The sequence below is a fragment of the Micromonospora sp. NPDC049801 genome, assembly GCF_040656575.1.
GTDB lineage: Bacteria > Actinomycetota > Actinomycetes > Mycobacteriales > Micromonosporaceae > Micromonospora.
Window position 1 is genome coordinate 63,609 of record NZ_JBFAMS010000013.1, and the last position, 13,298, is coordinate 76,906.

A 13,298-nucleotide genomic window follows, 5' to 3' on the forward strand; every position below is an offset into this window, starting at 1 on the left:
CCCCGGACCCGCCGACAAGTGTCGAAATCCGCGCCAGCTTTGGGCATGCTGCGACAGTGGGAGTCCACAGTGCGGGTGGAGGGGTGTCGTGGCGACCTTTCAGTGCTCCTCGTGCGGCCGGGAGATCAAGCCGGCCGTGCACTGCCCCCATTGCGGGGCCGACCAGCCGCAGTGGGTCGAGCATCTGGCGGACATCGAGCGCTCGATCGCGGAGATGAAGAGGCGCGACGCCGCAATCGCCAGCGAGCAGCGGCAGATCGCCGCCAAGATGCAGGCCGCGCTCTTCCAGCGGGACATCCTCGCCCACGCCGGTGAGGAACGGATCAAGCAGGCGACCCGACCCCGCCGGGTGCTGCGCCGCCGCCCCGGTCGCCGTCCGCCGACGGCCAGCCCCGGCACCGGCACCGGCGCACCGCCGCCACGGGTTCCACGCCAGGGCACTCCGCCCGTTCCGGAGGACCCGCCGCCGCCCCCGCCCCGGCCGTCCTGGCTGGACGCCGACGATCCCGAACACCCGCCGGAGGCGTCCAGCCGGGAGGTGCAGAACATCCCGCTCGGGCTGGGCGCGCTGCTGCTCGCTGTGGCCGCGGTGGTCTTCGCCGCGGTGGCGACCAGCTCGATGGACGCGCTGGCCCGCCTCGGCGTCCTGCTGCTCGCCACCGCGCTGATGCTGCTCGCCCCGCCGGCGCTGGCGCGACGCGGGCTCACCTCCACCGCGGAGACGATCTCGGCGGTGGGTCTGCTGCTCGTGCCGCTGGCCGGCTATGCGCTCTGGGCGGTGGACCGGATCGGCAACGGCACCTCGGGCGCCGTCTTCGCCGGGTTGATCTTCGCGGCCACCGCCGCCGTGTCCGTCGGCTACGCCGCCTGGACGGGTCTGCGCGCACCCCGCTTCGCGACCGTGGTCGCCGCGCAGCCGGTCCTGCCGCTGCTCGCGTACGACCGGATCACCGGGCCGGGTGGCTGGGCGCTGGTGCTGACCCTGGTGGCCCTGCTCGACCTCTGGTTGGCCCGCTCGCCGATCGTGGTGGAGCGCGCCCCCGGGCAGGACCTGCCGCAGCCGGCTCGGCCGTCGACGACGCCGCACCAGCGCGACGCCGAGGCCCGACCGGAGGGCGACCCGGAGGAGGCCGGCGAGGTGGTCGACGTTGGCGCGGGCGCCGACGACACCCCCTCCGTCCGCCCGGTGCCCGGACTGCGCGAGCTGACCTGGTCGCTGCACGCGGTGGCCGTCGCGGTCGCCCTGGCGTACGCGGTCACCGCGCTGCTGCGGGCACAGGCCGTGCCGACAGCGACCGGCGCCGGGCTGGTGCTGCTGCTGGCCGCCGCCGTCGGGCTGGCCGGCGCGTTGGTGCTGCGCCGCCCACCGCTGCCCGACGTGGCGGCCGGCATCGTCACCCTGGCCGTGATCGGCGCGTTCGGCCGGGTCGCCTCCGTCGCCCTGCCCGGCCAGGCGTTGCTGCTGATCGCGGCGGTGATCACGGCGACCGGCCTCGCGGTACGCGCGATCCCCGAGGCCGCCCGCCGCGGCCCACAGATCGCCTCGGCGGTAGCGCTCACCGTCAGCGGGCTGATGGTCGCCGGAGGCGCCCTGCGGGCCGGCGTCGCCCCCGTCCGGGCAGCACTGCCCGCCTGGGACGCCGACCTGGACCGGCACGCCGCCGAGCTGGCCGCCGCCGTCGGCCCGACCACGTGGCAGCTCGCCGCCGCCGCGTTCCTGCTCACCATTGCCGCGATGCTGGCCCTGCCACCGGAGATCCGCCGCGAGTTCGCGGTCGCCGGAGCCGCGCTGACGGCGCTCGCCGTGCCGGCGTCGTTCGGCCTCGGTTGGGCGGCCGCCCCCTGGCCGATGGTGATCACCGCGATCGGCATCGGTGCCATCGGCCTCTCCGCGCGTACCCCCCGGGCCGCCCTGGCCCACGGAGTCGGCGCCGCCGTGGTGGGCCTGTTCGGCGCGGGCGCCGGCCTGTCCCGGCCCGCGCTCACGGCCGCGGTCCTGCTCGCCCTCTTCGCGGCCGGCGCGCTGGTCGCGTTGGCGCCCCGGGTCCGGATCGCCTCGGCCGCCGCCGAGACGGTCACCGCCTGGGCCGCCGGAGGCGCGGCCTTCGCGCTGCCCGGCGCGGTGGCCGCGTTCGTGGCCGCCACCGTCCCCGTCGACGACACTCCCACCCCGGCCAGCCTGCGCGAGGCGACCGTCCCGGTGCTCGCGGCGAGCTTCCTGGCCGTCTGCGTGACCCTCGGGTACGCCGCGATGGTGCAGGTCTCCCAGCGGCGCATCCCGGTGCCCCTGTCGGTCGGCACCGGGATGGGCGCGCTCGTCGTCACCGCCGCCGCCTTCGGCGCGCCCGGCGCCACCGTCGCCGACGCGTGGGTCGGGGCGCTCCTGCTGATCGCCGCGGTGCTGCTCTTCCTGGCCCCCTCGATCGACGCCGGCCGCCGCTCCGACCTCACCCTGGACGGCTCGGACCTGGCCGCCGCGGCGGTGACCACCGCACTGATCGCCACGATGGTGCGGATCGCGGCGGTCCTCGCCCCGGGTGGGCAGTTGGCGGTGGCCGCCGGCCTGGTCCTGGTCGTCGCCGTGGCCGCCCGCGCCATGCCCGAGGAGTGGCGACGCGGCCCGATCCTCGGCATCGCCGTCGGCGGCGTACTCATCGGGGTGCTCGCCGGTTGGACGGCGCTGCGCGGCGGCGTGGGCGTGCTGGCCACGCCCGGACCGATCTGGAACGGCGACCTGAGCAACTGGCCGGCGGCGCCGACCGGCGGCTCGACCTGGCAGGCGCCGATCGCGCTGCTGCTGCTGGCCGTCGCCGCCGGCGTCCTGCTGCCACCGCCCTGGCGCTGGGACGCGTCCGGCGTGGCCGTGGTGCTCGCCACCATCGGCGCGCCGGCCGCGTTCGATCTGCCCTGGTGGTCGCCGGTGCTGGTCGGGGCCATGGTCGCCACCGTCTTCGGGATGGCGGCGGTGGCCACCGAGGAGCCCCGGGCCGGGCTGTCCCGGGCCACCGTGGCCGGGGTGGTCGCGCTGCACGGGGCCGGCGCCGGTCTGGTCCGCCCGTGGACCACCGCGCTCGCGCTGGGCAGCATCGCGCTGATCGGTGTCGTCGTCGCCACGCTGGCCCGCGTCCTCGCCCGGCCCCAGGTGACCGACCTGGAGACCGAGGGCATGCCGCCGCACCTGGCGCAGATCGGCGGCGCGGCGGCCGGTGCCGCGCTGCTGGCGTTGCCGGGCGCGGTGGCGGCGCTGGCCGTCGAGTTCCAGCACTCGGCGCAGGTGGTGCTGACCGCCGCGCTGGCCGCGTCGAGCCTCGGTCTGGCCGGTGTGGCCGCCGTACGCCGGTACGTGCCGCAGTACCTGCCCTGGGTCAGTGTGGCCGTGGTCGGCGGGGCGAGCATCAGCGCCCTCGCCGCCATCCCGACCGGCCTGCCCGTCGGGGTCTACGCGGCCGCCGCCGCGCTGCTCGGTGTCCTCGCCGAGCTGATCCGTGCGGCGACCGTACCGCCCACCGCCGCCGCCCAGCCGGTCCGACGCTGGGCGGTGCTGCTCGACGGCGCGCTGCGCCGGCTGCCGGACGACCCGGATCGGCGGCGGTGGCGGGTCAGCCCCTCGGCCGGCGCGCTCGCGGCCGCCGCCCTGCCGACCGCCCTGGCCCTCGTCTCGATCGCGCCCGCGCTGGTCTTCGCCCTGGTCGAGCCGCAGCGCACGTTGAACCGGATCTGGCAGGGTCCGCCGCCGGAACTGCTCACCCCACCGCCGGACCTGGTCAATCCGACCCACGTGCTGACCGCGCTGCTGCTCACCGCGACGGCGGCCCTGGCCGCCACCGGTTTCAGCGGCGGACGGCGGTCCCGTGCCGTACCGGTGGTGCTCCCCGGCGCGGCCGTCACGCTGTTGATCGCGCCCATCGCGCTGGGCAGCAGGTGGCCGGCGAGCACGCTCGCCGCGCTGTCCGTGTTCACCATCTCCATGCTCGGTCTCGCCCTGACCCCGCCACCGCCGCTCGTCGAGCCGGCCCGTTCGTTGCGGCTGGCCCGGGTGCTCGTGTTCGTCATCGGTCTGGCCGCCGGTGGCGCCGGCCTGGCCGGCAGCCTGGCCGAGGAGCAACTGACCCTGTTCACCCTCGGCGGCGCGGTGGGCGTGGGCGTGGTGGCGGCCCTGTTCGGCACCACCCAGCGCGCCCGGATCCTCGGCTGGCTGTTCGCCTCGGTCATGGCTCAGCTCTTCGTGCTCACCGCCGGCCTGATCGCCGGGCTGGCCCCGGTCTGGTCCGCGTTCGGGGTGCTCGCCGTCGGCGCGGTCCTCCAGGTGCTCGCGGCGACCCTGCCCCAGCTGCGCCGCCCCGAGGCACAGCGCGAGGCGGCCACCGTGCAGTGGACCGGGTACGCCGCGGCCCTGATCGCGCTGGCGCTCGCCTTCGACTCGCCACGACACATCGCCGCCCTGCTGGCCGCCTGGGGCGCCGTCCTCGGAGTGGCGGCGACCCGGCCCGGCCGGCGGCCCGTGGAGCGCCGGATCCTCTTCTGGGCGGTGGTGTTCTGCGAGATAACCGCCTGGTGGATCCTCATGCGCGTCGCCGACGTGGCGCTGCCCGAGGCGTACACGCTGCCGTTCGCCGCGCTGGCCCTGCTGGTCGGCGTGCTGGAACTGCGCCACCGGCCGGACCTGAGCAGCTGGGTGGCGTACGGGCCGGCGCTGGTCGCCGCATTCCTGCCGACCCTGGCGATCGTGCTCGCCACCGAGTCCAGCACACTGCGGCAGATGCTGCTGCTGCTCGGTGCGGTGGCGGTGCTGATCTTCGGCTCGTCCAGCCGGCAGCAGGCACCGGTGATCGTCGGCGCGTCGGTCACCGCGATCGCCGCCATCCACGCGCTGTTCAGCCTCGGTCCGTGGCTGGTGCTGATCCCCGTGGGCATCCTGCTGCTCGTCCTCGGGGCCAGCAACGAACGCCGTCGTCGCGCCCAGGAACGCCTCCAGACCGCGCTACGCGGCATGAGGTGAAACCGGAGGGTCACGGCGGCGTGGGTGAGTGGGCACGGTGAGCGTGCCGAGCCCGCCGGGGCTTTCGGCGGGCTTCCGTCGGGGGCTTTCGGCGATCTTGCACTTTCTGTCGCCGTATAGTTGGACAAATGCCGCTTAGCGACCATCGAAGGTGCAAGATCGCGGGGGTGGGCGGGCCCGGGGTGCCCGGGGTGCGGGTTAGGGCAGGGTGGCTTGGAGGGCCGCGTCCTTGGTCTTGATGAGGTTCTCCAGGTCCTGCTGGTAGGTGGCCATCCGGGTGCGCAGCGTCTCGTCGGACGCGCCGAGGATCCGAACGGCCAGCAGGCCGGCGTTGCGGGCGTTGCCGATCGACACGGTGGCCACCGGAATCCCCGCCGGCATCTGCACGATGGACAGCAGCGAGTCCATGCCGTCGAGGTGCTTCAGCGGCACCGGCACGCCGATCACCGGCAACGGGGTCACCGAGGCGACCATGCCCGGCAGCGCGGCGGCGCCACCGGCACCGGCGATGATCACCTTCAGCCCTCGGTCGGCCGCCTCACGCCCGTAATCGATCATCGCGACCGGGGTCCGGTGTGCCGAGATGACCCGCACCTCGTACGACACCTCGAAGTCGTCGAGCACCTCGGCGGCGGCCCGCATGGTCGGCCAGTCCGAGTCGCTGCCCATGATCAGCCCAACCGTGGTCACCGGAGTCCTCCTTGGTTCGCGGCCACCCGGGTCACTCGTGCCCCACCTGGAGCCAACGCACGGCCCGCGCCGCCCGTGCCCGTACGTCGTCCAGGTCGTCACCGAGCACGGTGACGTGCCCGATCTTGCGACCGGGGCGTACCTGCTTGCCGTAGAGGTGCACCTTCGCCCCCGGCTCGGCGGCGAAGAGGTGGTGCAGCCGCTCGTCGACCGACATCCCGTCCGGTTCGCCGCCGAGGACGTTCGCCGACACGACGACCGGCGCGGTCAGCGCGGTGTCGCCCATCGGGTAGTCCAGCACCGCCCGCACGTGCTGCTCGAACTGCGAGGTCCGGGCACCCTCGATGGTCCAGTGCCCCGAGTTGTGCGGACGCATCGCCAGCTCGTTGACCACGATCGCGGGTCGACCGGCGTCGTCGCGCACCTCGAAGAGTTCCACGGCGAGCAGCCCGACCACACCGAGCGCGGTGGCCAGGTCGATGGCGAGCTGCTGGGCGGAGACTGCCAGCTCCTCGTCGAGACCGGGCGCCGGGGCCAGCACCTCGACGTTGATGCCGTCCCGCTGGACCGTCTCGACCACCGGGTACGCGGCCACCTGGCCGAACGGCGAGCGGGCCACCTGCACGGCGAGTTCGCGGCGCAGCGGCACCCGCTCCTCGACGATCAGCCGGGTGCCACCCGCGAGCAGTGTCGCGGCCAGCTCGGCGGCCTGGGTGGCGTCGTCCACCATCCAGACGCCCCGACCGTCGTAGCCGCCCCGAGCCGCCTTGAGCACCACCGGCCAGCCGACCTGCTCGCCGAACCCGACCAGGTCGGCGGGGTCGCCGACCGGCCGCCAGACCGGGTTGGGCGCACCCAGCTCGGTGAGGCGTTCCCGCATGACCTGCTTGTCCTGGGCGTGCAGCAGCGCGTCCGCCGGCGGGTACAGGGTCACCCCTTCGGCCGCCAGCGTGCGGATGTGCTCGTTGGGCACGTGCTCGTGGTCGAAGGTGACCACGTCGCAGCCCTTGGCGAAGGTGCGCAGGGCGGCCAGGTCGGTGTGGTCCCCGTACTGGACGTCGGCGGCGACCAGCGCCGCGCCGTCGTCGGGGGCGCTCGCGAGCACACGCAGTGACTGGCCGAGGGCGATCGCGGCCTGATGGGTCATCCGGGCCAACTGGCCGCCACCCACCATGCCGACAACAGGCAGACCGGTACGGGAATCCATAGCGCGGCCAGCCTACCGGTGCCCGACTCAGCCCAGCTCGGCGACCAGCTCGTCGACGGAGGTGACCGGCCGCTGGCAGACGAAACCCCGGCAGACGTAAGCGGCGGACCGCCCGTCGACCAACGGCCGGTCGGCGAGCAACGGCACTCCGGGCTGGTCCGGGAGGCCGGCGACCACCACCGCTCCGGGCGGGGCGTACCGGTGGGCGGCGGCCACCAGCGGATCGCCGGCCGGATCGTGGGTCACCACCGCGATCTCGTACGGACCGGACAGCAGCGCCTCGCCGACCGTGGCCGCGTACCCGGCGAAGCGGGCGTGCCGCCCGACGATCGGCGCAACGGTGGCGAGCGCGGCCTCGGCGGCCTCGCGGTAGCGGGTCTGTCCGGTCAGCGCGGCGTACGCGACCAGCCCGGCGACCAGCGCCGACCGCCCCGACGGGGTGGCGTTGTCGGTCGGATCGGCCGGCCGGGCGACCAACCGCTCCGCGTCGTCGGCCGTGTCGTAGTAGGCGCCGCCGGGAGCGGCGAAGCGTTCCAGGGCGGTGTCCAGCAGCTGGCCGGCCAGGGTCAGCCAGCGCCCCTCGCCGGTGAGCTGGTGCAGGGCGCAGAACGCCTCGGCCACGCAGCCGTAGTCCTCCAGCACCCCGGCCGGATCGCCGACCCTGCCGTCGCGGGAGACCCGGCGCAGCCGGCCGTCGACGACGTGCACGCTGGCCAGGTGCTCGGCGGCGTCCCGCATCGCGCCGTCGGCGACGATGGTGACGCCCTCCAACAGGTTGGCGCCCTCGTCCCGCTTCTCCAGGGCCAGCGCGGCTACCTGGAGGAACTCGACGATCGCGGTGATCGCCAGGCCGTTCCACGCGGCCACCACCTTGTCGTCGCGGGCCGGCTGGGGCCGGATGTCGCGGGCCGCGAGCAGTTGCCCGACCACCCCCTGCCAGCGGGTACGGACCTCGGGCGCGGCGTCGTCCACGTCCCGAGCGAGCTTGAGCACGCTCGTGCCGTGTTCAAAGGTGCCGTCCTCGGTGACCGCGAACAGGTCGGCGGCGAAGCGGCCATCGTCCTCGCCCAGCGCCTCGACGAGCTGCGCGGGCGTCCAGGCGTAGGTGAGCCCCTCGACGCCGTCGGTGTCGGCGTCCAGCGCGGACGCGAACCCCTCCCCCGGACGGTGCAGCTCGTCGGCGAGGAACCGGGCGGTGTCCCGGGCGACCCGACGCGCCAACGGATCGCCGGTCAGCCGCCAGAGCTGCGTGTAGACGCGCAGCAGCAGCGCATTGTCGTAGAGCATCTTCTCGAAGTGCGGCACCGTCCAGTGCGCGTCCACCGAGTACCGGGCGAAACCGCCGGCGAGCTGGTCGTAGATGCCGCCCCGGGCCATCGCCTCGGCGGTGTGCCGCACGATCTCCAGGCTGCGCGGGTCGCCGGTGCGCTGGTGGTGGCGCAGCAGGAAGAGCAGGTTCATGTGCGGTGGAAACTTCGGGGCGCCCCCGAACCCGCCGTTCGTCTCGTCGTACTCACCCGCCAGGTTGCCGGCCGCGGCGTCGAGCAGTGGGCCGTCCAGCGGCGCGGTGGGGCCGCCCACGGCCTGCGCGCCACCGATCGCCTCGACCACGGCGGCGCCCTGGCGCAGCACCTCGTCTCGCTGGTCCCGCCAGGCGGTGGTGACCGACTGGAGCAGGCGGGTGAAGTTGGCGCGCGGGAAGTAGGTGCCGCAGAAGAACGGGGTGCCGTCCGGGGTGGCGAAGACCGTCATCGGCCAGCCGCCCTGACCGGTCATCGCCTGGGTGGCGGTCATGTAGACGGCGTCGACGTCGGGGCGCTCCTCGCGGTCCACCTTGATCGACACGAAGTTGTCGTTCAAGAGCGCACCGACCTGCTCGTTCTCGAACGACTCGTGCGCCATGACGTGGCACCAGTGGCAGGCCGCGTAGCCCACCGAGATGAGCACCGGCACGTCGCGTCGTTTCGCCTCGGCGAACGCCTCGTCGCACCAGGGCCACCAGTCGACCGGGTTGTCGGCGTGCTGGAGCAGGTACGGGGAGGTCGCGTCGGCGAGTCGATTCACCGTTCCAGCCTCGCACAGAGAGAGGGAGCGCGGTTCGGCTGCGGTGTCGCTATGGTGCTCGGATGTCCGAGACGGGGAATTGGGCGGAGCCCACGGTCATCCGGACGGGCTGCTGCGAGGGGGCGCGCTGGCGGCTCGAACTGCCCGGCCCGGACAACACCCGCGACCAGAACCGGCTCGCCGGACTCGCGATGAACCCGGCCGCCCCGACCGACGTCCTGCTCGCCCTGGTTCGGGACGGCGGTCGGCTGCCACGACTCGTCCTCGCCGAGCGCCTGCAAGGGAACTCGCCGCTGGCGCAGGAGATTCCTGACGTCGTCGCGGCGCTGGTGGCGGTGACGGTCGAGACCGGCGACCCGCATCTGTTGCAACGCCTCCTTTTCGAGGGCGACTTCCCGCCCGACGCGATCGCGGCCTTCCGCGCCTCGTCCGACCACCGGCTGCGGTCCGAGGTCCCCTGGCTGAAGGCGTGCCCACCGGAGACCGTGGCCGCGCTCGCCGACGATCCCCACCCCCAGGTGCGACGAAGTATCGCCTTCCTCACCAATGTCAGCCCGGAAATCCAGGCCAAGCTGGCCCGCGACCCCGACCCGGCCGTACGCGATGGGATCGGCCAACGCGAGTTCTCAGCCGAGATCGCCGAGATCCTGGCGCACGACGAGGTCCCCGCCATCCGGGCGGAAGCCATCGAACAGGCCGGAGACTGGCTGGGCGAGGAGCTGGCCGTCAGCGCCGACCCGGAGGCCCGCGCGAGGGCCGCCCAGTGGGGACGCCTGTCCGTAGCGGCGATGGTGGCGCTGTCCGAGGACCCGGTCGTCGCCGTCCGTCGCGCGCTGACCTGGTCGGAGCACGTCTCCAGCCCCCTGCTGGCGGTTCTCGCCCGGGACAGCGATCCCGAGGTCCGCCGAGCGGTCGCGCTGCACTCCGCCACGTCGACGGAGACCCTGACGACGCTGACCCGCGATGTCGACGAGACGGTGGCCCGTACGGCTGTCGAACGATTCACGAAGGACAGCTTCCGGCCGCTGCCCAACCTGGAGCGGTTGGAGGCAGTTGCCGACCGGCTCTCCGTCGAGCAACTCCAGGACCTGCTCGGTAGGTGGAAGTCGGGTTGCGAGCCCGGTCCGAGGCCGTGGCCGGTTGAAGACGCGAAGGAAGCGCTCCAGACCCTCCTGACGCAGTGCGCGGGGTCCCGATCAGCACGCGTACGCGCTGCCGCCGCCGCCAACTGGTCGCTGTCGGAGGAGACCGCCGCTCTCCTGGCCCAGGACCGCAACCCCATGGTCCGCCGCTGGCTCGCCCGGCACTGTGGGCATCCCGAGATCCTGCGCCGACTCGCCGAGACGCCCGTCCGGGGCATCGGTGCGGCGCTCGCGAGCAACTCGCGGACCCCGCCCGACGTGCTGAGCCGGCTGCCCGTCAAGCCCCATCTTCTGGCAGAGAACTGGAGCGCGTCGGGCGAGCTGCTGGCCCGGCTGCTCGACGGTGCCGACCACGTCACCCGGCTCGTCATCGCCGAGCACCGGAACACCCGACCGGAGGCATTGGCGGAGCTGGCCCGAGGCGACGTCGAACGGGACGTGCTCCGGGCGGCCTGCGCCCATCCGGCGCTGCCGGTGCCGGTCATGTGGGAGTTGCTGCGGCGACCCGCTTGACGGGAGCGCCGAGCGGTCAGGAGGCGCCGTCGGCGCGCAGCCGGAAGACGTTCGACTCGGCCGAGTCGCGCAGCGTGCCCAGCACCGCACCGATCTTGTCGGCCGGCATCGGCTTGAAGAAGTGGTAGCCCTGCGCGGACGTGCAGCCCAGCTCGGCCAGGGCCAGCCGCTGTTCGGCCGTCTCCACGCCCTCCGCGACCACCCGCAGCCCCAACTCGTGGGCGAGCCCGACGGTGGTCCGGACGATCGCCGCGGCCTCCGGCGAGTCGGCCATCCGGATCACGAAGGAGCGGTCCACCTTCAACTCGTCCACGGCGATCCGGGTCAGGAACGTCAACGAGGAGAAGCCGGTGCCGAAGTCGTCCACCGCGAGCTGTACGCCCATCGACCGGAGGTTGGCGAGCACCTCGTCGATGATCTCCAGCTCGCTCATCACCACCGTCTCGGTGATCTCCAGGACCAGTCGGCGGGGTGGCACCTGGTGGCGGCGCAGCGCGTCGCCGATCTCCGCCGGGAGGCGGGGGTCGAGCAGGCTACGCGCGGACAGGTTGACCGAGATCGGGACGTCCAGCCCCTCGCGGGCCCACCCGGCGGCCACCCCGAGCGCCTTGTCGAGCACGTACCGGGTGAACGTGCCGAGCTGTTCGCTGTTCTCCACCGGGCGGATGAAGTCGGCCGGGCCCAGCCAGCCGCGCCGGGGGTGCTGCCAGCGGATCAGCGCCTCCACCCCGGTGGGCGCGCCGGTCGCCAGGTCGACCGCCGGCTGCAACGCCAACACCAACTGATCGTCGACCTTCAGCGCCTCGCGCAGTTCGGCGAGCAGGGCGAGCTGGTCGGTGCTGGCCGCGTCCCGGGTGCTGTCGTAGGCGGCGACGCTGCCGCCACCCTCCTTGGCCTGGTACATGGCGATGTCCGCGCGGCGCAGCAGCTCGGTCAGATCGGCGGTGCCGGCGTCGGCCACGACCACGCCCACCGAGACCTCGATGGACATCCGCACCCCGGCCACCTCGGTCGGCGCAGCCAGCCGCTCGGCGATCTCACGAGCCTGACGCAGCGCGTGTGCCATCGGCGCGGCCCGGTCACCCAGCACGGGAACCGAGGTGAGCAGCAGCGCGAACTCGTCGCCGCCGAGCCGGCCGAGTAGGTCACCCGGGCGGGCCAACGCGCTGAGTCGATTGGCCGTCAGCCGCAGCAACTGGTCGCCGGCCGCGTGCCCGAGGGTGTCGTTGACCTCTTTGAACTGGTTGATGTCCAACAGCAGCAGGGCCACCGGGTGGTCGTGTGCGAGCTGCCGCAACGACTGGTCGCCCTTGCCGAGCATGGCCGTACGGTTCGCCAGCCCGGTGAGCGCGTCGTGCACCGCCTCGTACGACGATCGGGCGGTGACCAGGCGCAGCTCGCGGTGGGTCGCGGCGTCGTGCAGCGCGGCGGCGAGCGCGTCACCGAACGCGGCCACCGCGTCCCGTTCGCGGGTCGTGGGCGGGGCGGAGCGGGGGAACCGGACCCGAAGCCGACCGACCGGCACGGCGCCCACCGACAGGGGGCGGACCAACTCGTACTCGTCGGGCTCCGACTTGTCGGGCGGGCCGACCTCCCGGTCGAGCAACTGGCCCCCGGCGTCCCCCCGGTAGCGACGCCACCTGCCGTCGGGCCGGGCCACCTCGACATCGACCAACTCGGCGTTGAACAGCGCCAGCGCGCCCGTCACCGCCGCGCTGGCGACGCCCCGCTCGTCGAGCTGGTTGAGAGCGGCGGTGGCCTCGGCGAAGGCGCGCCACGTCCGACGTTCCTGGTCCGCCCGCAGGCGGTAACGGTAGGTCTGTTGCAGCAGCCAGAGCAGCGGCGGGAGCAGCAGCAACCAGCGCGGGTCCAGCTCCAGCAGCGCGATCACGACCAGGCCGACCGCCACGTTGCCGACGAACATCAGCAACTTGCCGCGCAGCGCGGCCAGCAGCGGCGGCCCGATCGGCAGCCCGTGCCGCAGGCTCAGGCTCACCGCGCCGAGCCAACCCGTCACCATCAGGTACGTCACCGACCCGGCGATCACGGCAAGCGCCAGCACCGGAGTGGGCGGGGTGAGCAGGGGGTGCCCCAACGCGGTGGTGACGGACACGGCCAGCGCCGACGCGGCGGCCAGCGACGCGGCGATCCGGACGATCTCCAGCGGCGGGCGACGGTCGCTGTGCAGGGACAACCCCGTCCAGGCCAGCCCGGCGCCGATCAGCGTGGCCGACGGCAGCCAGCCGGCCGGAGCGAGATAGAGGCAGACGATCAGGGCCGCTTCACCCCAGGTGATGCTGACCATGCCGGCGGTCCCGCGGAACCGGAGCCGGGCGAGTTGGGCCAGGGCCAGGACACCGACCGCGATGCCGAAGCGGGCCGGACCACCCAGCGGGTCGTCGGCCGGCAGCCCGGACGGAAGCGTCAACCCGACCACGGCGGCGACCAGCGCGGTCAGCGTCACCGCGACCGTCAGCACGCGCAGCCGGACCGGCATGCCGTGCACCCCGAGCCGGTCGAACGGGTCGCCGGCCGGAGCGGAGGTCATCGACCTTCCCCGTCAGCCGACCGACCAACGGTACGGCGGGCAGCCGGTGCTGTGCTGGCCATCGGCGCCCCCTCCCGCGCACGTCTCGGGGACTTTTGGTCCCCCGGCGGAAGGCTAAGCCAAACCGGGTGGTCG

The 13,298-nt window shown here is 74.0% G+C and carries 6 protein-coding genes; 2 read left to right on the forward strand and 4 right to left on the reverse strand.

Going from position 1 to position 13,298, the window contains the following annotated elements:
- Nucleotides 1-88: 88 nt before the first annotated feature.
- Nucleotides 89-4,999: a permease gene (locus tag AB0I89_RS22640; RefSeq protein ID WP_357130025.1), complete on the forward strand. Its 4,911-nt coding sequence runs from the start codon at nucleotides 89-91 to the stop codon at nucleotides 4,997-4,999.
- A gap of 198 nt (nucleotides 5,000-5,197) precedes the next feature.
- Here AB0I89_RS22640 and purE read toward each other — a convergent pair whose 3' ends face one another.
- The 3 genes from purE to AB0I89_RS22655 are packed head-to-tail and all read right to left on the reverse strand — an operon-like array spanning nucleotide 5,198 to nucleotide 8,960.
- On the reverse strand, nucleotides 5,198-5,689 hold the full coding sequence (gene purE, locus AB0I89_RS22645; RefSeq protein ID WP_357130028.1) for a 5-(carboxyamino)imidazole ribonucleotide mutase: 492 nt from the start codon (nucleotides 5,687-5,689) through the stop codon (nucleotides 5,198-5,200).
- Between the two features lie 31 nt (nucleotides 5,690-5,720).
- A complete protein-coding gene (locus AB0I89_RS22650; RefSeq protein ID WP_357130032.1) occupies nucleotides 5,721-6,896 on the reverse strand; it encodes a 5-(carboxyamino)imidazole ribonucleotide synthase in 1,176 nt (391 codons plus the stop codon).
- Between the two features lie 27 nt (nucleotides 6,897-6,923).
- Nucleotides 6,924-8,960, reverse strand: coding sequence for a thioredoxin domain-containing protein (locus tag AB0I89_RS22655; RefSeq protein ID WP_357130035.1), 2,037 nt, complete (start codon nucleotides 8,958-8,960; stop codon nucleotides 6,924-6,926).
- A gap of 62 nt (nucleotides 8,961-9,022) precedes the next feature.
- On the opposite strand from AB0I89_RS22655, the gene AB0I89_RS22660 reads away from it, so the two are divergent.
- Nucleotides 9,023-10,615, forward strand: a complete 1,593-nt coding sequence (locus tag AB0I89_RS22660; protein WP_357130038.1) for a hypothetical protein — start codon at nucleotides 9,023-9,025, stop codon at nucleotides 10,613-10,615.
- Between the two features lie 16 nt (nucleotides 10,616-10,631).
- Here AB0I89_RS22660 and AB0I89_RS22665 read toward each other — a convergent pair whose 3' ends face one another.
- The gene (locus AB0I89_RS22665) at nucleotides 10,632-13,112 is read right to left on the reverse strand and encodes a bifunctional diguanylate cyclase/phosphodiesterase (RefSeq protein WP_357130404.1); all 2,481 of its coding nucleotides are present in this window, start codon (nucleotides 13,110-13,112) and stop codon (nucleotides 10,632-10,634) included.
- Nucleotides 13,113-13,298: the final 186 nt, after the last annotated feature.